This is a genomic window from Streptomyces sp. (assembly GCF_036524955.1).
In the GTDB taxonomy this organism is placed as follows: domain Bacteria; phylum Actinomycetota; class Actinomycetes; order Streptomycetales; family Streptomycetaceae; genus Actinacidiphila.
Map to the genome: position 1 here is coordinate 1 of NZ_DATDBG010000161.1, position 19660 is coordinate 19660.

Annotated in this window: 13 protein-coding genes and 3 pseudogenes; 8 read left to right on the top strand and 8 right to left on the bottom strand. The window is 71.6% G+C overall.

Annotated elements, in window-relative coordinates; all coding sequences use genetic code 11:
* Nucleotides 1–821, top strand: a pseudogene (locus tag VIW71_RS12935) (serine/threonine protein kinase); the annotation flags it as partial.
* A 64-nt stretch (nucleotides 822–885) separates the two neighbouring features.
* Here the strand turns inward: VIW71_RS12935 and VIW71_RS12940 are convergent.
* Both VIW71_RS12940 and VIW71_RS12945 read right to left on the bottom strand, forming a co-directional pair.
* The gene (locus VIW71_RS12940; RefSeq protein WP_331622277.1) at nucleotides 886–1071 is read right to left on the bottom strand and encodes a hypothetical protein; all 186 of its coding nucleotides are present in this window, start codon (nucleotides 1069–1071) and stop codon (nucleotides 886–888) included.
* 246 nt (nucleotides 1072–1317) lie between these two features.
* Nucleotides 1318–3432 carry an MMPL family transporter gene (locus VIW71_RS12945; protein WP_331622278.1) on the bottom strand — a complete coding sequence of 705 codons (2115 nt, stop codon included), beginning with the start codon at nucleotides 3430–3432 and terminating at the stop codon, nucleotides 1318–1320.
* 98 nt (nucleotides 3433–3530) lie between these two features.
* Here VIW71_RS12945 and VIW71_RS12950 point away from each other — a divergent pair, with 98 nt between their 5' ends.
* Nucleotides 3531–4277: a TetR/AcrR family transcriptional regulator gene (locus VIW71_RS12950; RefSeq protein ID WP_331622279.1), complete on the top strand. Its 747-nt coding sequence runs from the start codon at nucleotides 3531–3533 to the stop codon at nucleotides 4275–4277.
* Nucleotides 4278–4414: 137 nt separating this feature from the next.
* Here the strand turns inward: VIW71_RS12950 and VIW71_RS12955 are convergent, their stop codons facing one another.
* Nucleotides 4415–4702 carry a hypothetical protein gene (locus tag VIW71_RS12955; protein WP_331622280.1) on the bottom strand — a complete coding sequence of 96 codons (288 nt, stop codon included), beginning with the start codon at nucleotides 4700–4702 and terminating at the stop codon, nucleotides 4415–4417.
* 284 nt (nucleotides 4703–4986) lie between these two features.
* Nucleotides 4987–7383 (bottom strand): phosphoketolase family protein, encoded by a 2397-nt coding sequence (locus tag VIW71_RS12960; RefSeq protein ID WP_331622281.1) that lies wholly within the window; start codon nucleotides 7381–7383, stop codon nucleotides 4987–4989.
* A gap of 324 nt (nucleotides 7384–7707) precedes the next feature.
* Between VIW71_RS12960 and adhE the strand changes: the two are divergent.
* The 3 genes and pseudogenes from adhE to VIW71_RS12975 all read left to right on the top strand — a co-directional run.
* Nucleotides 7708–10479: pseudogene (gene adhE / locus VIW71_RS12965) on the top strand (bifunctional acetaldehyde-CoA/alcohol dehydrogenase); the annotation flags it as partial.
* Between the two features lie 97 nt (nucleotides 10480–10576).
* Nucleotides 10577–11287, top strand: a complete 711-nt coding sequence (locus VIW71_RS12970) for a CBS domain-containing protein (protein ID WP_331622283.1) — start codon at nucleotides 10577–10579, stop codon at nucleotides 11285–11287.
* 37 nt (nucleotides 11288–11324) lie between these two features.
* Nucleotides 11325–11879: a cyclic nucleotide-binding domain-containing protein gene (locus VIW71_RS12975; protein WP_331622284.1), complete on the top strand. Its 555-nt coding sequence runs from the start codon at nucleotides 11325–11327 to the stop codon at nucleotides 11877–11879.
* Between the two features lie 13 nt (nucleotides 11880–11892).
* Here the strand turns inward: VIW71_RS12975 and VIW71_RS12980 are convergent, their stop codons facing one another.
* Nucleotides 11893–12783, bottom strand: a complete 891-nt coding sequence (locus tag VIW71_RS12980; protein WP_331622286.1) for a helix-turn-helix transcriptional regulator — start codon at nucleotides 12781–12783, stop codon at nucleotides 11893–11895.
* A gap of 303 nt (nucleotides 12784–13086) precedes the next feature.
* Between VIW71_RS12980 and VIW71_RS12985 the strand changes: the two genes are divergently transcribed.
* Complete coding sequence (locus VIW71_RS12985; RefSeq protein ID WP_331622288.1) at nucleotides 13087–14103, top strand: zinc-dependent alcohol dehydrogenase family protein; 1017 nt, start codon at nucleotides 13087–13089, stop codon at nucleotides 14101–14103.
* A gap of 234 nt (nucleotides 14104–14337) precedes the next feature.
* Nucleotides 14338–14556: pseudogene (locus tag VIW71_RS12990) on the top strand (cupin domain-containing protein); the annotation flags it as partial.
* An 11-nt stretch (nucleotides 14557–14567) separates the two neighbouring features.
* Here the strand turns inward: VIW71_RS12990 and VIW71_RS12995 are convergent.
* From VIW71_RS12995 to VIW71_RS13005, 3 genes are all read right to left on the bottom strand, one after another.
* The gene (locus VIW71_RS12995; protein WP_331622289.1) at nucleotides 14568–16283 is read right to left on the bottom strand and encodes a GAF domain-containing protein; all 1716 of its coding nucleotides are present in this window, start codon (nucleotides 16281–16283) and stop codon (nucleotides 14568–14570) included.
* Between the two features lie 165 nt (nucleotides 16284–16448).
* Entirely contained in the window at nucleotides 16449–16961 is a 513-nt protein-coding gene (locus VIW71_RS13000) for a flavodoxin domain-containing protein (protein ID WP_331622290.1), read from the bottom strand.
* Between the two features lie 7 nt (nucleotides 16962–16968).
* A complete protein-coding gene (locus tag VIW71_RS13005) occupies nucleotides 16969–17673 on the bottom strand; it encodes a CBS domain-containing protein (protein ID WP_331622291.1) in 705 nt (234 codons plus the stop codon).
* A 178-nt stretch (nucleotides 17674–17851) separates the two neighbouring features.
* Between VIW71_RS13005 and VIW71_RS13010 the strand changes: the two genes are divergently transcribed.
* Nucleotides 17852–19660 (top strand): pyruvate formate lyase family protein (locus VIW71_RS13010; RefSeq protein WP_331622292.1); only part of this gene is annotated, 1809 nt, incomplete at its 3' end.

Below are 19660 nucleotides of genomic sequence, written 5' to 3' on the forward strand. Positions count from 1 at the left end.
TCAGGCTCGGCGCCCACGCACCCGGTGCTCCGGCCGGCCGTCCGCCGTCCGCGCCCCCCGTATCCGTACCCGTACCGGGACCCATGGACCGCCCGGGCGGCACCCCACCGCCCGGATGGGTACCGCCGGGTTCCCCGGCCCGCCGCAGACGCACCCCGGTGGCCGCCCTGTCCGCCACCGCGGTCGGCGTGATCGGCGTCCTGGTCTGGACGCTGGTACCCGGCGACGGCCATGCCGATGCCCGGGCGGGCAGCACCACGCCCCCCGAAACCACAACCCCCGGCAGCACGGCCCCCGGCACCGCGACCGCAGGCTCTCTCGCCTCCAACGGCCCGAAGTCCGGCAGCGAGACGGGCACCCCGTCGTCGCCGACCACGCACGAGAACCTGCTCACCCCCGCCGGCGTACGCGGCACGATCGCGGCGATGCGCCCGTTCATGGCCGGCACCAGGGTCAGGGAACTGCTCGTCTACCCGGAGTACGCGAGCGCCGAGGCACCGACCCCCACCGACCCGAAGCTCTACGACGACATCGCCTACCGCGACGGCCGCGTCACCCACCAGCCGGGCGGGGTGATGGACCCCGACGACACCACGGTGGACCTACGGGGCTACGACTGGGACGTCCTCCCCGCGCTGCTCGACAAGGCCCAGCAGACCCTGAACGTCCCCCGCCCGACCAGCCGTTACATCATCGTCGGCCCCGACCTGTTCGACGACACCCCAGCCATCCGGATCTACCTCTCCGACGCATACGGCGGCGGCTACCTGTTGGCCGACGCCAAGGGCAGGGTGCAGCGGACCTACCCCCGAGGCTCCTGACCGGGGCCCGGCGGCAAGCCGGGCGGCGGAGCCGACCCCGACTGCCCACCCCCGCCCACCCCGCTCACTCCTCCGCGAGGTCGGCCGGTTCCAGCCGTGCGGTCTCGGCACACTCCGCGTCGTCGCCCGGTGCGACGCCGGACAGCAGGCGGCGCGGCTCGGCCGGGTCGGTGACCAGCGCGGAGACCGGGTCGCGGGCCCTCCGGCCGAGACAGTGCGCTCCTGGCCGAGGACGTCGGCCCGGTAGCACGGCTCGGCGGTGGCGATACGGGCCCGGCACGCGGTGAGCAGCGGGACGCTCGTCCCGGTGCCGTCCATGATCTGCGCGTGCTCGGGCCCGGCCGGCCCGCCCGGGGCGATCCGTGAGCAGGTCGCAGGCGCGCGCCCGGACCGTACGGCCGTCGGCGCCTCGGTCAGGCCGATCATGAAGGGATGACCTGGTACGCCGGGCAAGGCGGCCGAGGCGGGCGGCCCGTGGTGCGGATCCGCGGCGCGGTCAGGGCGTTTTCGCCGGTTCCAGGCCGGGCTCGGGCGTGGTCTCGGTGAGGCCCACACGGTCGTGGAGGCGGCGCAGCGCGCTGGGCGCGCTCCAGGCGTGCCGGCCGAGCAGGCGCATGGAGGCCGGGACCAGGATGCCGCGGATCAGCAGCGCGTCCATCAGGATGGCCAGACCGCAGCCGATTCCGAACATCTGCAGGAAGCTGACCGAGGCCGTACCGAAGGCGAAGAAGCTGACGGCGAGCAGTCCGGCCGCGGTCGACACGATCCGGCCGGTACGGGCCAGCCCCTCGGTGACGGCCTCCGTCCGTCCGGCGCCGCCGTCGTGCAGCTCCTTGATCCGGCTGGTGAGGAAGACCTCGTAGTCCATCGACAGGCCGAACGCGATGCAGAACAGCAGCACCGTCATCGCCGTGTCCATCGGCCGGGCGGTGAAGCCGAGCCACGACGCCAGATGGCCGTCCTGGAAGATCCAGACCATCGTGCCGACCGACGCCGAGATGCCCAGCACGTTGAGGACCAGCGCGCGGATCGGCTGGGCGACGCTGCCGGTGAAGAGAAACAGGACCACCAGGGTGGTCAGGCCGACCAGCCCGGCCGCGTACGGCAGCCGTGACCCGATCGCGTCCTTGGTGTCCACGAGCTCCGCGGCGTCCCCGCCGACCAGGACGGTGGCGCCGGGCGGGGCGGGCAGCGCCCTGATGTCGGTGACCAGGTGCTGCGCGGCCGTCGAATGGCTCGCCAGATCGGTGTAGACAGTGAGCAGGTGGGTGCCGGACGCGGTGGCGCTCTGCACCCGTACGACGTGCGGCAACTCTGCCAGACGGGCCGCAAGGCCGGCGGGGTCGCCGTCGACCAGGACCTGAAGCGAGGTCGCCTGGTCGCCGGTGAAGTCGGTCCGCAGCACGTCCGAGACCTGGCGGACCTGCGTGGACGCCGGGAGCACCTGCTCGTCCGGGGTCCCGAACGCCGCGTGCAGCAGCGGGCTCGCCATGGCCAGCAGCAGCACCAGCGGGGCGAGGGCCACCACCGGGCGGCGCATCACGGCTCCGGCCAGGCGCCCCCAGAACGGCGCCGCGCTGCCGCCGCCGGACGTGGACCACGGCAGCCGCCCGACCTCGACCCGCTTGCCGAGCACGGTCAGCAGCGCGGGCATGAGGACCAGTGCGCTGACCGCGGCGATGGCGACGACGCCGATGCCCGCGTAGGCGAAGGACCGCAGGAAGTACAGCGGGAAGACGAGCAGCGCGGCGAGCGCGGCGGCCACCGTGGCCGCGGAGAACAGGATGGTCCGGCCCGCGGTGCGTACGGTGGTGACCACCGCCGTCCGGCTGTCGGCTCCCTCGGCCGCCAGCTCCCGGTAGCGGGCCACCATCAGCAGCGCGTAGTCCACGCCCAGCGCCAGGCCGAGCGCGGTGGTCAGGTTGATGGCGAAGACGGACACATCGGTGAGGCGGCCCAGCACGGCCAGCTCGGCGAAGGTCCCCAGGATGGCGACCAGTCCGACGGCGAGCGGCAGCGCCGCGGCCACCACGCCGCCGAACGCCAGGATGAGCAGCAGCAGCGTCACCGGGATGGCGATCCCCTCGGCGACGGCCAGATCCCCCAGTACCTGCGAGTTGACCGTGTTGCCGACCACGGCCTGGCCGCCGGCCCGTACGGTGACCGCGGTGTCGTCCTGGACGTACGTGCTGAGGACCCGGTCGACCAGGGCGTCGTCCTCGCTGTCCACGTTTCCGACGACGAGTGCCGAGCGGCCGTCCTTCGACTTCAGGGCCGGGCCGCGGTTCTCCCAGTACGACCCCACGCCGCGCACCCCGGGCTCGGCGGCGAGCCTGGCGGCGAGTGCCTTGCCCGAGGCGGTGGGGCCGGTGTCGTCGATGGTTCCGTGGCGGGCGGTCACCACCAGCACAAGGTTCGCGGGCCCGCCGAAGGTGTCGTCGACGATGCCGGCCGCGCGGGTGGACGGGGCGCCGGGTACGTCGAAGCCACCGCCCTTGAGCTGGCCGAAGGCGCCCGCGCCCAGGGCGCCCAGCACCGCCACCGCGACCGCAGACAGCAGCAGGACGAGTTTTGCTCTGCGATGGACGGCCGTGCCGAAGCTGCCGAGCATGGCGCTCTCCTCGGGAGGATGTTAACGGCGTTAACTAGAATCCCCAGTCTGCCCGCTCGATGTTAACGGCGTCAACTCCGGCATGTCATGATGCACTCATGAGCCGCACCTCCTACCATCACGGCAACCTGGCGAACGCGCTGGAGGACGCCGCCGTGGAACTCGCCCGCGCCGGCGGCCCGGAAGCGGTCGTGCTGCGCGAGGTCGCCCGGCGCGCAGGGGTGTCGCCGACCGCCGCTTACCGGCACTTCGCCAGCCAGCGGGACCTGCTGGAGCGGGTGAAGCTCCGCGCACTGGCCGAGCTGGCCGAGCGGATCACCACGGCGCTGACCGCTTTGCCGGCGGTGGGCGACCCGGCTGAGGCCGCCGTCGCCCGGGTCCTTGCGGCGGGCCGCGCCTACATCGACTTCGCCCGGGCGGAGCCGGGCTGCTTCGCGACGGCGTTCCGCAGGACGGACGACGGGGAGGGAGGTGGCGGGGGCGGTACCGGTAGCGGTGGTGAGGCCGGGGGTGGCGCCCGGAACGGTTCCGGCGGGCGGGCCGGGGGAGGCGCCGGTGGCGGTGAGGCTGATGGCGGCCCCCTCCGCTACGACGGCGCCCTCCTGCTGCTCGGCTCGCTCCTGGACGAACTCGTGGCCGCCGGGCGCATGCCCGCCGAAGCCCGGCCGCACGCCGAGTACGCCGCCTGGGCCGCCGTCCACGGCGTCGCCGTGCTGCTGCTCGACGGCCCCCTGCGCCGCCAGGACACCGCCGCCCAGAACGCGGCCGTCGACCGTACCCTGCGCCTGGTGATCGACGGCTTCACGGTCGGCCCGACGAGGTCAGCGGGGCCGGCGGGGGAGTGAACGAGGAAGGGCGGTCTCCCCGTACCCGGCAGACGCCCCTTGCCACGCACAACGCACCGGAAGGCGGGCGGTCGCCCCGCGGCGGCGGAATCGGGCAGGGCGCGGAGAGGGAGCGGGGCGGGCGCACGCCGCGCGCTTCACTTGGGCAGCTCTCCGCTCCACGCGAGGCATTCGCCGTGGATGGTCCGGATGTCGCAGTGCCTCATGCGCACCGTGTCGTCCTCGTCCCGGTCCTGGAACTCGACGATGATCTTGTTTCCGTCAATGCGGCAGACCCCGATCTGCTGGTCGAAGTCGATGCCCATCCGAAGGGGGAGCGCGAGGCTGGCGAGGACGTACGTGTGCCTCATCTCCGGGTACTTGGCGAACACCGCCGATATCTCGTCGTGGAAGGCGGTCTCCGTTACGTGGGACTTCGTGACCATGACATCTCCTTTCTTCGGGATATGTTCCGGCTTGCGCTGATGCCGCGCGTCATACGTAAAGTCTGTGCCGGGGCTGGGGCACCCTGCGCGTCACCTGTCGCTCGAATGGGCTAATGGGCGACGGACGGGGCCGCATCCGAAGAGCGCCGCAGGCGACGGACAGGCACCGTCGCCTGCGGTGTTGTGCCGGACGCTGCGCCGAGACCTCGCGGCCCGGCCCGGGTGCTGCCGGAGTGCGAGGCGGTGCGCCGTACGTGGGAGAAGCAGGGCCGAGCCCGGACGGGTCACGACACTCCCTGGCTCTCCCAGGTCCAGTCGGTGACCTCGGGCAGGTCGGTGCCGTGTTCACGGATCCACGCGTGGTGGCGCAGGCGGGTGTCCTCCATGAGCTGCCGGACGGGGGCGGCGGATACGGCCAGTCCGGGGACGCGGTCGATCACGTCCATGACCAGGCGGTAGCGGTCGAGGTCGTTGCTGACGACCATGTCGAAGGGCGTGGTGGTGGTGCCGATTTCCTTGTAGCCGCGGACGTGCAGGTTGCGGTGGCCGGTCCGGCGGTAGGCGAGCCGGTGGATCAGCCAGGGGTAGCCGTGGTACGCGAAGATCACCGGCCTGTCGGGTGTGAACACCGCGTCGAACTCGGGATCGGACATGCCGTGCGGGTGTTCCTCCGCGGGCAGCAGGCGTGCGAGGTCGACGACGTTGACGACACGGATGGTCAGACGCGGCAGGTGACGGCGGATCAGCCCGGCGGCGGCCAGCACTTCCTGGGTGGGGACGTCGCCGGCGCACGCCAGCACCACGTCCGGTGCGCGCTGCCCGTCCTCGGTGCCCGCCCAGTCCCAGATCCCCGCGCCGCGGGCGCAGTGGGCGCGGGCGGCGTCCATGCTCAGCCAGTCGAAGCAGGGCTGCTTGCCGGCGACGATGACGTTCACGTAGTCCTTCGACCGCAGCGCGTGGTCGGCGACGGACAGCAGGGTGTTGGCGTCCGGCGGCAGGTAGACCCGTACGACCTCCGGGGCCTTGTTGAGGACGTGGTCGATGAAGCCGGGGTCCTGGTGGGAGAAGCCGTTGTGGTCCTGCCGCCACACGTGCGAGGTGAGCAGGTAGTTCAGGGACGCGATCGGCCGGCGCCAGGGAAGCTGCCTCGTGGTGCGCAGCCACTTGATGTGCTGGTTGACCATGGAGTCCACGATGTGCACGAACGCCTCGTAGCAGGAGAACAGGCCGTGCCGTCCGGTGAGGAGATAGCCCTCCAACCAGCCCTGGCAGGTGTGTTCGGACAGGATCTCCATCACCCGGCCGTGCCGGTCCAGATGCTCGTCCACGTCGAGCGTGGCGGCCTGCCACGCCTTGCCGGAGGCCGCGAACACCGCCTGCAGACGGTTGGAGGCGGTCTCGTCCGGGCCGACGATGCGGAAGTCCCGGCGGTCGGCGGTGTCCGCCATCACCTGTGCGAGCAGCTCCCCCAGCACGCGCGTGGGTTCGTGCAGGCCGACGCCGGGCTTGTCCACCGCGACCGCGAACCGGTCCAGGTCCGGGACGGGCAGGTCCCGCAGCAGCAGCCCGCCGTTGGCGTGCGGATTGCCGCCCAGCCTGCGGTCGCCTTCGGGAATGCGGGACAGCACCTGCGGCCGGGGCCTGCCTGCCTCGTCGAACAGCTCCTCCGGACGGTAGGAGCGCAGCCACTCCTCCAGCTGTCGCAGGTGGTCGGGGTCGGCGCGCACCTCCGCCAGCGGCACCTGGTGGGCCCGCCAGGTGCCCTCCACCGGAAGCCCGTCGACCTCGGCCGGGCCCGTCCACCCCTTGGGGGTGCGCAGCACGACGACCGGCCAGCGGGGCCGCTCGCCGGCTCCCTGGGCTCGGGCCGCGTACTGGAAGGCGGCAATACGGTCCAGCGCGGTGTCCATGGCCGCGGCCATCGCCCGGTGCACGGTCATGGGGTCGTCCCCGGTCACGTACAGCGGGTCGTGTCCGTAACCGCGCAGCAGCTCGTCCAGCTCCTCTTCCGGCAGCCGGGACAGCACCGTGGGGTTGGCGATCTTGTACCCGTTCAGGTGCAGGATCGGCAGGACGGCTCCGTCGTGCACCGGGTCGAGGAACTTGTTGCCGTGCCATGAAGCGGCCAGCGGCCCCGTCTCCGCCTCGCCGTCGCCGATGACGCAAGCGACGACCAGGTCCGGGCTGTCCAGCGCGGCACCGTAGGCGTGGGACAGGGCGTAGCCCAGTTCGCCGCCCTCGTGGATGGAGCCGGGGGTCTCCGGTGCGACGTGGGAGGGAACGCCACCGGGGAAGGAGAACTGCCGGAAGAGCAGGCGCATTCCGGCGGCGTCGCGCGTGACGTCCGGATAGGTGTCGGTGTAGCTGCCCTCCAGCCACGAGTTCGCCAGCACGGCCGGCCCGCCGTGTCCCGGACCCCAGACGCAGATCGCGTCCAGGTCCCGGGCCCGGACGACCCGGTTGAGATGCGTGTGGACCAGGTTCAGCCCCGGCGAGGTGCCCCAGTGCCCGAGCAGCCGCGGCTTGATGTGCTCCGGCCGCAACGGCTCCCGCAGCAGCGGATTGTCCATCAGGTAGATCTGCCCCACCGCGAGATAGTTCGCCGCCCGCCAGTGAGCGTCCAGCTCCCTGACCTCGTCGTCGCTGGGCGCACCCGGCTGCGGTGAAAGCGCGTCCGACATCTCGTTCCTCCGGAGTGTGATGGTCGTGCCACCACACTCCGCCCCGCGGTGCCCTCCTGGACAGGGCCGTTCGAGGTAATCACCCGGGTCCGACTCGCCCAGGGTGCCAGGGCCGTTCGGCACTGGGCACCGGCTCCCGCGGACGGGCACCGTGATGCTGCGGCCGATCGGCGCCGCCCTACCGCCTCGGAAGGGCCGGCGGCGCGGGCGGTGTCTGCGCCGCCGTGCTCGTCGGCTGGGCATGCGCCGCGCCGGTCTCCGACCGGCGCCGTGCCGAACCGTGGTCAGCCGAACAGGACGTGATCGGCCCCCGGTGGGACCGCGAGAACGCCTGAACGCCCCCCGGGGGGTGACGCAGCCCCGGACGCCCGAAGCACTCCCCGAACCGAGAACGAAGGTCTCTCCATGACACAAGTGATGACGCCACCCGTGACAGTCCGCGACCGGGACCGTTCCGACGCACAGGCCGTGAGCCGCCTTGTGGGGCGCGGCACCCGGGCGCTGACCGCTTTCGCCGGCCTCGACCAGGAGCAGATCGACCACATCGTCGCCAAGGCGTCCGTGGCGGCCCTCGACCACCACACCCATCTGGCCCGGCTCGCCGTCGAGGAGACCGGACGCGGCGTCTTCGAGGACAAGGCCGCGAAGAACATGTTCGCCAGCGAGCACGTCGTGCACAGCCTGTCGCGGATGAAGACGGTGGGGGTGATAGCCCGCGACGACGTCGACGGCGTGGTCGAGATCGCCGAACCGGTCGGCGTGGTGTGCGCGGTCACCCCGGTGACGAACCCGACCTCCACCACGGTGTTCAAGGCGCTGCTGGCACTCAAGACCCGCAACCCCGTGGTGTTCGCCTTCCATCCCGCGGCGCAGCGGTGCAGTGCGGAGGCCGCCCGGATCGTACGGGACGCCGCTGTCGCCGCCGGCGCGCCCGAGCACTGCATCCAGTGGATCGAGCATCCTTCGGTCGAGGCGACCGGTCTGCTGATGCGCCATCCCGGCATCGCGCTGATCCTGGCCACCGGCGGCAACGCGATGGTCAAGGCGGCCTACTCGGCGGGCAAGCCGGCGGTCGGGGTGGGCGCGGGGAACGTACCGGCCTACGTGCACCGCAGTGCCGACCTGCGACGGGCCGTCAACGACCTCGTGCTGTCCAAGTCGTTCGACAACGGCATGATCTGCGCCTCCGAACAGGCCGTCATCCTGGACACCGACATCTACGACCAGGCCCTGGCGCAATTCGCCGGACTGCACGCCCACCTCGCGACGCCCCAGGAGAAGCAGCGGCTGGAGACGTACCTCTTCCCGCCCGTCCCGGAGGGCCAGGAGCCCAGGGTCAACCCGGACGCCGTCGGCAAGAGCCCGCAGTGGATCGCCCGGCAGGCCGGGTTCAGCGTCCCCGCAGGCACCTCGATCATCCTGGCCGAGGCGGACCGCGTGGGAACGGACGAACCGCTGACCCGGGAGAAGCTCTGCCCGGTCCTCGCCGTGCTGCGGGCCGAGTCCACGCAGCAGGGCTTCGCACTCGCCGCCGAGATGGTCGCCTTCCACGGGCAGGGGCACAGCGCGGTCATCCACACCGGTGACCCGGCGCTGGCCGAGGAGTACGGGCACCGGATGAAGACCGTCCGGATCATCGTCAACGCGCCGTCGTCACAAGGCGCCATCGGCGGCGTCTACAACGGGCTGCTGCCCTCCCTGACCCTGGGCTGCGGATCGTGGGGAAGCACGTCGGTGTCCGACAACGTATCGGCGGCGCAGCTCCTCAACGTCAAGCGCGTCACCACCCGCCGGAACAATCTGCAGTGGTTCAAAGTCCCGCCGAAGATCTACTTCGAGCCGCAGGCCATCCGCTACCTGACCGACATGCCGGACGTCGAACGCGTCACCGTCGTCGCCGACGCCACCATGACCCGGCTGGGCTACGTGGACCGCGTCAGCCAGGTCCTGCGGCGCCGCGAGCGGCCGGTGGCCATCCAGGTCATCGACGACGTCGAGCCCGAGCCGAGCATCGACTCCGTCCAGCGCGGCGCGGCCCTCATGCGCGGCTTCCGCCCCGACACCATCGTCGCCGTGGGCGGCGGGTCGCCCATGGACGCGGCCAAGGTGATGTGGCTGCTCTACGAACAGCCGGACACCGACTTCTCCGACATGCGGCAGAAGTTCAGCGACATCCGCAAGCGCGCCTTCCGCTTCCCCGCCCTCGGCAGGCTGGCCCGGCTGGTCTGCGTCCCCACGACCTCCGGCACCGGAGCCGAGGTCACCCCGTTCGCCGTCATCTCCGACCCCGCCAGCGGCAAGAAGTACCCGCTCGCGGACTATGCCCTGACCCCCAGCGTCGCCATCGTCGACCCGCTGCTGGCCGCCGACCTGCCCCCGACCGTCGCCGCGGACAGCGGCTTCGACGCCCTCACCCACGCCACCGAGGCGTACGTCTCGGTCTACGCCAACGACTTCACCGACGGCCTCGCCCTGCACGCCATCAAGCTCGTCTTCGAGAACCTGGAAGCGGCGGTCAACGACCGCGCCGGCAGTCCCCGGGCACAGGAGAAGATGCACAACGCCGGGACGATCGCCGGCATGGCCTTCGGCAACGCCTTCCTGGGCGTCGTCCACGCCATGGCCCACACCTTGGGCGCCACCTTCCACGTCGCCCACGGGCGCACGAACGCGGTCCTGCTCCCGCATGTCATCCGCTACAACGGGACCGCACCGTCCAAGCTGACCGGCTGGCCCAAGTACGAGAGCTACCGGGCTCCGGAGCGCTTCCAGGACATCGCGCGCATGCTGGGGCTCCCGGCGGCGACTCCCGAGGAAGCCGTCGAATCGTACGCCGCGGCCGTGGAACGGCTGCGCGACGCCGTGCACATCCCGCCCACCTTCCAGGCCCTGGGCGTCGACGAGACGGCCTTCGTCTCCGCCCTGCCGCAACAGGCTCTGAACGCCTTCGAGGACCAGTGCGCCCCGGCCAACCCCCGCATGCCGATGCTCGACGACATGCGTGAGCTGATGCGCTCCGCCTATTACGGCACCCGCGAGGCCGGCGCGCACGCCGGGCCGGCCCGGGGGACCGGCGATCCGGCGCGCGGTCAGTGACGCCGCGACCGCACGCACAGGAGTACCAGGAGTACCGGGCGGCGACGCGCCACGGCGCAGGCGCGCTGCCCCGGTCGCCGTCCCACGGGAGCACACGATGAAACACCGCAAGGTCGGCAACGTGATGACCAGTGACGTGGTCCGGGTCGTCGAGGGCACGCCCTTCAAAGAGGTCGCGGCCCTCCTGGCACGGCACCGCATCAGCGGCGTGCCCGTCGTGGACGACGACGAGAAAGTGGTCGGCGTCCTCTCCGAGACGGACCTCGTGCTCCGTCAGGCCCGGGCGGACGCCGAACCCTCCCGGTGGCGCCGGTGGAGCCGGTGGCCCGCGCGTCCCACGGCCGTCAAGGCCGGCGCGCCGACCGTGGGCATGCTCATGTCCACCCCTGCCGTCACCGTGCGCGCTGACGACTCCATCGCACGTTCGGCGCGCGTCATGGCCGAGCACGGCGTGGAACGGCTGCCCGTCCTCGACGAGGAGGACCGGCTCGTCGGCATCGTCACCAGGCGTGACCTGCTGCAGGTCTTCCTCCGCCCGGACGCCGACATCCGCGACGACGTCATCCGGGAGGTACTCGTCCGCTCACTGTGGCTGGACCCGCAGGCGGTCGGCGTGCGGGCCGAGAACGGCGTGGTCACCCTCGAAGGGCACCTGGACCGGGCGAGCGAGGTCCTGATCGCCGGGCGGATGACCGCGCGCATCGACGGGGTGGTGACGGTGGTCAACCGCCTCACCTCCCGCTTCGACGATTCTGCCCCGCGTCCCTACCGGCCCGCGGCGCGCCGCGTCGCGCGGGAGCGCTCCTGAAGCCCTGACCGTACCGTGACGAGAAAGCAGTGCCGTGATGCCAACCACCGCCCCGACCAGTCCCTTCGCCACGATGCCCGCCCCGGGCCGCGACCGGTTGCTGACCCTCGCCCAGCAGGTGTGTTTCCCTGCCGGTACGCGGATCTTCGAAAAGGGCGGTGACGCCGACCGGTTCTGGGTCGTCCGCTCCGGCTCGGTCGCCCTGGAGACACCCGTTCCGGGCCACCGCCCGGCAGTGGTCGAGACGCTCCGGCCGGGCGACCTGCTCGGCTGCTCCTGGCTCTTCCCGCCGTACACCTGGCAGTTGGGTGCCGAGGCACAGAGCGACGTACGGGCCGATGAGTTCGACGCCACCATCGTGCGGGCCTTGTCCCATGCCGACCCGGGGTTCGGCGGGGCCCTGGCCCGCCTGGTCGCGGGAATCGTCGTCCACCGCATGCAGAACGCCCGGGCCCGGTCTCTCGGGGCGCACGGACCGCATGGTGGTGGCCCATATGACGGTGCGTCACATTTTCTTCATGCGTCGGCGGCCGAGACCGGCGGGCGGACCGGCACCCTGCCGCCTCCCGGCCGCGAGGGGGGCCGACGGTGACCGCTGCCGGGTGTCAGCCGGTCGGGAGGGGGTTCGGGGAGGTTTCCGTCTCTTGTGTGGCTGCCCAGGAAGCCAGAAAGGTCAGTGCTTCCGCGGACGGGGAGCCGGGTTCGGCTGCGTAGATGGTGAGGGTGAGGCCGGGCTCGGCGGCCATCTCCAGACCTTCGTAGGCGAGGGTGAGTTCTCCGACGACGGGGTGGTGGAATCGTTTCGTTCCGGTGCCGTGGAGGCGGACGTTGTGGGCGCCCCATCTGGTGCGGAAGGCGTCGCTGCGGGTGGACAGTTCGCCGACCAGGTCGTGCAGTTCTTTGTCGTGGGGGTTGCGGCCGGCTTCGGTCCGCAGGATGGCGACGGCGATGTCGGCGGCGAGGTCCCAGTCGGGGTAGAAACGGCGGGAGTCGGGGCTGAGGAAGCTGAAGCGGGCGAGGTTCGCCTGGTTGTGGGGGTCGGCGTAGACGTCGTGGTAGAACGCGCGGGCGAGGCGGTTCGTGGCCAGGAGGTCCATGCGGCCGTTGCGGACGAACGCGGGCCCTTCGGTGATCGCGTCGAGGGTCCACCGCAGGCTGGGGTGCGGTGTCCAGCGTTTCGGTGCGTGGCGTCGTGGGCGCATGAGCGTGCTGCTGCCGTCCGCGGCGCGGGCCAGGTTGAGCAGGTGGGCGCGCTCGGCGTCATCCAGCTGGAGGGCGCGGGCGATGGCGTCCAGGACGCCTGCGGAGACGCCGCCGAGGGAGCCTCGTTCGAGTTTGGAGTAGTACTCGACGCTCACGTCGGCCAGTGCCGCGACTTCGCTGCGGCGTAGTCCGGGGACGCGGCGCTTGGGTCCGGCGGGCAGCCCGGCTTGTTCGGGTGTGATCTTGGCTCGCCGCGAGACGAGGAACTCGCGGACTTCCTGGCGATTGTCCACATCACGACCGTACGCCCGGTGTGCCGGCCTTGGGATGTACTGCCAGTACACCCTTCGAGAGGAACTCCCTGCCAGCCGGGAACGGCGGTTTCCTTGATTGCGGTGGCGTCCCCGGCCGGGTTCCGGCTCGGAGGGACAGGAGCCATCAGGTCCGTGCGCGGGCCCGGTGCGCCCGCGGCTGACATCGCGGTCGACACGCTGCGTGCACGTCACGGACCGGCCGGTCGTCGCCCTTGACCGTCACTGTGACGGTCCGGACCCCCGTGGTGGCCGGCCCCCAAGGAGACCAGAAGGAGAACCATCATGCGTGGTGCTGTGCTGCACGCCCCCGGCGACATCCGAGTGGAGGAGCGCGAGGTCCCGCGGATCGTCGCCCCGACCGACGCGGTCATCCGGCTGTCGGCGGCCTGCGTGTGCGGATCGGACCTGTGGCCGTACCGCGGCGTCGAGGCGGTCGACGGGCCGGTGGCGATGGGCCACGAGTACGTGGGCATCGTCGAGGAGGTCGGCGACGAGGTGAAGACGATCAAGCCCGGGCAGTTCGTGATCGGGTCGTTCTTCGCCTCGGACAACACGTGCGGGATCTGCGGGGCCGGCTACCAGTCCTTGTGTGTCCACCGGGAGCTCGTGGGCGGCGCTCAGGCGGAGCTGCTGCGGGTCCCGCTGGCGGACGGCACGCTCGTCGCCACGCCCGGTGTCCCCGCCGATGACCTCATCCCGAGCTTCCTCGCCGCCTCCGACGTGCTGGGCACCGGCTGGTTCGGCGCGGTCGCCGCGCAGGCCGGGCCCGGCAGGACGGTCGCCGTCGTCGGTGACGGGGCGGTCGGTCTGCTCGCGGTGCTCGCCGCCAGGCAGCTCGGCGCTGAGCAGATCATCGCGATGAGCCGCCACGCGCCGCGGCAGAAGCTCGCCCGCGAGTTCGGCGCCACCGACATCGTCACCGAGCGCGGCGACGCGGGCATCGCCAGGGTGAAGGAACTCACCGGCGGCCTCGGCGCCCACTCCGTCATCGAGGCCGTCGGCACCCAGGAGTCGATGCTCCAAGCCATCGGCTCCACCCGCCCGGGCGGGCACGTCGGCTACGTCGGCGTCGCCCACGACGTCACGCTCGACGGCCAGGAGCTGTTCTTCTCCCACGTCCACCTGCACGGCGGACCCGCACCGGTCCGCCAGTACCTGCCGCAGCTGATCGACCTGATCTGGAACCGCCGGATCAACCCCGGCAAGGTCTTCGACCTCGACCTGCCCCTCGACAAGGCCGCCGAGGCATACCGGGCCATGGACGAGCGCCGCGCCATCAAGGCGCTCCTGCGCCCCTGACCCCCCTTCTGCAAGGACTCCGGACACGCCGCCAGCCTGATCAAGATCGGCCACATCACCACCGGCGTCGAAGCCCTCGCCGCGCGTCACGGCAACTTCACCCTCGCCGTCGGAGCCGCCCCCTGACCCCGCCCGGGCCCCAGCCCGGCACCCGGTCACCTGCCACCAAGCAGCAGTCGGCGCACACACCACGCTCCTCGTCCCTGTACACAGCACGCTCTGGAGAGAGACCCGATGGAATTCACCCCCCAACAGCAGCCCACCGGCAGGGCCCCGGCCGACCGGTTCACCGGCGACGTCTGGTGGGACGTCATCCACGCCGGACAGGAGCCGTCCCGGATGCGTGTCAACATGGTCCGCTTCGCCCCCGGCGCCCGCACGAACTGGCACATCCACGCCGTCGGCCAGACCCTGCACGTCGTCTCCGGCATCGCCCTCATCGGCACCCGCGACCTCCCGCGGGGCTACGCCGGGGCCAGCGGCACCCACCACACCAGGCGCGTGCCGCCGCCGGGTCCCGGGCCGGCCTCCATCCGGCCGCCGAGCCGCTCGGCACGTACCGCGAGGTTGCGCAGCCCGCTGCGGCGACCGTCCGGGGGGAGACCGACCCCGTCGTCGACGACGGTGACGGTCAGCCTGCCCGAGGCGACGACCAGGGAGACCTCGGCGGTACTGGACCGCGCGTGGCGCGCAACATTGGACAACGCCTCGGCCAGAACCGCGACGGCGTCTTCCACGACCGGTGGGGGCACATCAGTGTCGAGCAGCCCCTCCATGCGCAGGGCCGGCGTGAAGCCGAGGGTGTGGGCGGCGTCCTCCACGCTCGCGGCGGCCCGTGAACGCAGGCCCCGGGGCCGACGCTCCGCGTCCTTCGCGCGCAGCCCGAAGATGGTGGACCGGATGATCTTGATGGTCTCGTCCAGGTCGTCCACGGCACGCATCAGCCGCTCGGTCGCATCGGGGTGGTCCACGAAGCGCAGCGTGCTCTGCAGCGTCATGCCGGTCGCGAACAGCCGCTGGATGGCCAGGTCGTGCAGGTCCCGGGCGATCCGGTCGCGGTCCTCCAGCAACGTCAGCTGCTCGGCGGCCCGCCGGCGTTCGGCCAGTTCCATGGCCAGGGCGGCCTGCCCGGCGAAGGCGAGCAAGGGGGCGGTCTCGGCCGCGGAGAAGGGAGGAGAGGGTTTCTCGCGGGCCAGCAGGAGTACGCCGCGGGCTCCGCCGTCCGTCATCATCGGCACCGCCACGACCGGTCCCAGTCCGTCCCAGCGCGGCGAACCCGAGGTGGCCCGCGGGTCCTTGCCGATCTCCGCGGTGATGATGGGCTCGCCCGCGGCCATCGCGGCGCCCATGAAGGAGCCTTCCGGGGACAGCACCAGGTCACGGTGTTCGTCGGCACCGGTGCCGACGGCGACCACCGCCCGCAGATCGGTGCTGTCGCCGATGGGCAGGGCGAGCACGGCCAGGTCCGCGCCGAGAATGCCGCCGGCACGGCGGACGATCCCCTCCAGGACGCCCATCTCCTCCGCGCCGGAGAGCAGTTCACCGACGACCTCGGCGTTCGCCTCCATCCAGCGCTGCCGGTCGCGGGCCGCCTTGTAGAGCCTGGCGTTCTCGATCGCGACGCCCGCCGCCACCGCCAGGGACGCCAGGACGGTCTCGTCCTCGCCGTTGAACTGCCCGCCGCCGCGTTTCTCGGTGAGGTAGATGTTGCCGAAGACCTCGTCCCGGACCCGGATGGGTACGCCCAGGAAGGTGCGCATCGGCGGATGGTGCGGCGGGAATCCGTACGACACCGGGTGTTGGGAGATCTCGGAGAGCCGCAGCGGCTCGGGGTGGCGGATCAGCTCACCCAGCATGCCGTGTCCGGACGGCAGCGCGCCGATCGCTGTGGCCCGCTCATCGGCCACGCCCACGGTCAGGAACTCCGAGAGACCCGTGCCCTGGATGACGCCCAGGGCGCCGTACTCCGCGTCCACGAGCATCACGGCCGATTCCACGATCTGGCGCAGCACGTGGGGCAGATCGAGTTCGCGCCCAACGGCGAGCACGGCTTCGAGGAGGCTGTGCACACGGTCCTGCGTTCCGCGCACCGCGTCGATCCGCGTCTGCAGTTCGTCGAGCAGCTCGTCGAGCCGCAACCTCGGCAGGCGGTCGCTCTCCTTGCCGACGCCGTCGCGCACCGGTTCCTCCGCTCGTGCCTCACCACGGACCGCGTCATGTACCGGCCCAACATTAGCGGCCCGGGCGGGCCGCCGGTGACGCTCCTGCACATCGGCCGGTACGACAAGGCGACATGCGCGCGGGTGATCGCGGGCCCGCCCCGGTACGGGGAGCGGGACCCCCGTTCAGCTCGGCTGCGGCAGCGAGGCGAGCTCGGCCGCGATCCCCAGCGCCCAGCCGCGGATCTGCCCGGGGTCGCGGAAGTCACCGCCCTTCCCCTGGTCGAGCATCATCCGGGCGATCCGGCCCTGGGCACCGTCCACGAGCCGGCCACCGAACGTCATATGGCCGCGGACGTGCAGCTCTTCGGCGACCTTGACCGCACGGGAGACCGGAGGGATGTCCCGTTCGGACGCCGAGGCATCGAGCGGTCCGCTGCTGAACAGCCACACCGGCACCTTCACGAGGGCCCCTCGGTGGTGGTGCGCGAAGCGGACCACGTCCCGCAGCCACCGTCGTTCGTACGCGGCCGAGCCGAGCACGACCGCGGTGTAGGGCGCGAGATCCCCCACCGCGTCGACGGACGACACGTCGACGGCGATGCCCTCGCCGCTCAGCGTCTCACCGATCCACCGGGCGATCTCGGCCGTGGAGCCGTTCGTCGATCCGTACACGACAAGCACGCGGGACTCGGTCATCTCCGGTTCACCTCCGGCCGTTCAGCGGGGCCTGCAGCGGCAGCGCGGCCGTCACACCGCCGGGGTCGTCCGTGCGGCAGCCGAGTTCCTCGGTGACGTCGACGACGCCGTCGACGTCCTGGCACAGGCGGACGACCACAGGAATGAGCCCGGGGTGCCGGACCGTGCCCCGCAAGGTCACCCGGCCCCCCTTGACGCGGACGACGACCTCGCCGGGGGTGATGCCGAGGGTGCGGTCCAGGACGGCTCCGCTGATCTCCTCACGAATGATCGGGTCCCGGCGCAGGAAGACCCGCAGCAGGTCCAGCCGGCTGACGATTCCCACGAGTCGGCCGGTGTCGTCCACCACGGGCAGGCGCTTCACCTGGTGCGTGTCCATCACGCGGGCTGCCTGGACAACCGTCCACTGCGGCAGTGCGACGACGGCGGGGCTGGTCATCAGGCCGCCGGCGGTGACGGCCGCGGCTCTGGCCCGCATACCGGCCGGCAGGTCGGCAGGGGGCAGGAGCCCGGCCGCGTCCGGCTGGACGGCCTCCTTGCGCAGCAGGTCCGCCTCGGACACCACCCCCAGGGGGCGGTCGTTGTCGTCGACGACGGGCACCGCGGTGATGCCGTGTTCCGTGAGCAGTTTGACGATGTCCTTGAAGGCCGTGTCCGGTCCGACCCGTTGGACCGCATGGGTCATCAGATCGCTTACGGTGCGGTGCCTCATGATGCAGCCTCCCTGGGGGCTCAGTGGTCTGACTGACCTCCACTGTCCGGGATCCGCCGCCGGGAGTTCAGGGCCGGACGGGGCTCAGCGGAGGGACCAACGGCCCTGTCCGCAGCGCCCGGTCCGGACGACGATCGAGGCGCAGGAGCGACCGCCGAGCCGAGAGAGATGGCGAACGATGACAGTGATGACGAAGCGTCAGGTGGACCAGGGAGCCCACGCCTGGCACGGATTCACCGGGGAGCGGTGGCGTGAGCACATCGACGTGCCGGACTTCATCGCGGCGAACCACACGCCGTACGAAGGCGATGGCGGCTTCCTGGCCGGTGCGACCGAACGGACCCGCGTGGTCTGGGCGAAGGTGGCGGCGCTCCTCCCCGAGGAGCGGCGCCGGGGGGTGTACGACGTCGACACCGCGACCCCGTCCACCATCACCTCGCACGCACCGGGCTGGATCGACCGGGACCGCGAACTGATCGTCGGCCTGCAGACGGACGCTCCGCTCAAGCGGGCGATCATGCCGAACGGCGGCTTGCGGATGGTGGAGAACGGCCTGCGGGCGTACGGCTACACGCCCGACGCGTTCGTCAGCAGGGTGTTCGGCACCTATCGGAAGACGCACAACGACGGGGTCTTCGACGCGTACACCGATGAGATGCTCCGCGCCCGCAAGGCCGGCATCATCACCGGGCTGCCGGACGCCTACGGCCGCGGGCGGATCATCGGGGACTACCGGCGGGTCGCGCTGTACGGCACCACGCGTCTGATCGAGGCCAAGCGCGCCGACCGGGCTCTGCTCGACGGGCGGCCCTCCACAGCCGAGGTGATCCGCGACCGCGAGGAACTGGCCGAGCAGATCCGGGCGCTGGGCGAGCTGGAGCGGATGTCCGCCACATACGGCTGTGACGTCTCCCGGCCGGCGGTATCCGCGCACGAAGCCGTGCAGTGGCTCTACCTGGCGTACCTGGCCGCGGTGAAGGAGCAGAACGGGGCCGCGATGTCGCTGGGCCGCACCTCGACGTTCCTGGACGTGTACCTGCAGCGTGACCTCGACGCGGGCGTCGTCGACGAGACCCGCGCGCAGGAGCTGGTCGACGACTTCGTGATGAAGCTGCGGATCGTCCGGTTCCTGCGCACACCGGAGTACGACGCGCTGTTCTCCGGCGACCCGACGTGGGTGACGGAGTCCATCGGCGGGATGGGGTCGGACGGCCGGCCGCTGGTCACCCGCACCTCGTTCCGCTTCCTGCAGACGCTGTACAACCTCGGTCCGGCGCCCGAACCGAACCTGACCGTTCTGTGGTCGCCGAGGTTGCCGGTGGGGTTCAAGCGCTACTGCGCGCAGGTGTCCATCGACACCAGTTCGATCCAGTACGAGTCCGACGAGCTGATGCGGCCGCGCACCGGCGACGACACCGCGATCGCCTGCTGCGTCTCGGCGATGGCCGTCGGGAAGCAGATGCAGTTCTTCGGCGCCCGCGTCAACCTCGCCAAAGCACTGCTGTACGCGATCAACGGCGGCCGGGACGAGATGACCGGCGAGCAGGTCGCCCCGCCGAGCCCGCCGCTGACCGGCGAGTACCTGGACTTCGACGAGCTGTCCGCCGCCTACGACCGGATGCTGGACTGGCTGGCCGCCACCTACGTCAACGCGCTCAACGTCATCCACTACATGCACGACAAGTACTGCTACGAGGCCGTCGAAATGGCGCTGCACGACCGCGACGTGTTGCGTACCCTCGCTTGCGGCATCGCCGGGCTCTCGGTCGCCGCCGACAGCCTGTCCGCGATCAGGTACGCCCAGGTGAAGGTGCTGCGCGACCCGGACGGGCTGGCCGTCGACTACACCGTGGACGGCGACTTCCCGGCCTTCGGCAACAACGACGACCGGGCGGACACGATCGCGGTCGACCTGGTCGAGCGATTCATGGCGAAGATCGGGCGGCAGCCCGCCTACCGTAACGCGGAGCCGACGCTGTCCGTGCTG

Coding starts and splice junctions, on each gene's coding strand:
- VIW71_RS12945 (WP_331622278.1), bottom strand. CDS start 3,432: ATGCTCGGCAGCTTCGGCACGGCCGTCCATCGCAGAGCAAAACTCGTC.
- VIW71_RS12950 (WP_331622279.1), top strand. CDS start 3,531: ATGAGCCGCACCTCCTACCATCACGGCAACCTGGCGAACGCGCTGGAG.
- VIW71_RS12955 (WP_331622280.1), bottom strand. CDS start 4,702: ATGGTCACGAAGTCCCACGTAACGGAGACCGCCTTCCACGACGAGATA.
- VIW71_RS12960 (WP_331622281.1), bottom strand. CDS start 7,383: ATGTCGGACGCGCTTTCACCGCAGCCGGGTGCGCCCAGCGACGACGAG.
- VIW71_RS12970 (WP_331622283.1), top strand. CDS start 10,577: ATGAAACACCGCAAGGTCGGCAACGTGATGACCAGTGACGTGGTCCGG.
- VIW71_RS12975 (WP_331622284.1), top strand. CDS start 11,325: ATGCCAACCACCGCCCCGACCAGTCCCTTCGCCACGATGCCCGCCCCG.
- VIW71_RS12985 (WP_331622288.1), top strand. CDS start 13,087: ATGCGTGGTGCTGTGCTGCACGCCCCCGGCGACATCCGAGTGGAGGAG.
- VIW71_RS13000 (WP_331622290.1), bottom strand. CDS start 16,961: ATGACCGAGTCCCGCGTGCTTGTCGTGTACGGATCGACGAACGGCTCC.
- VIW71_RS13005 (WP_331622291.1), bottom strand. CDS start 17,673: ATGAGGCACCGCACCGTAAGCGATCTGATGACCCATGCGGTCCAACGG.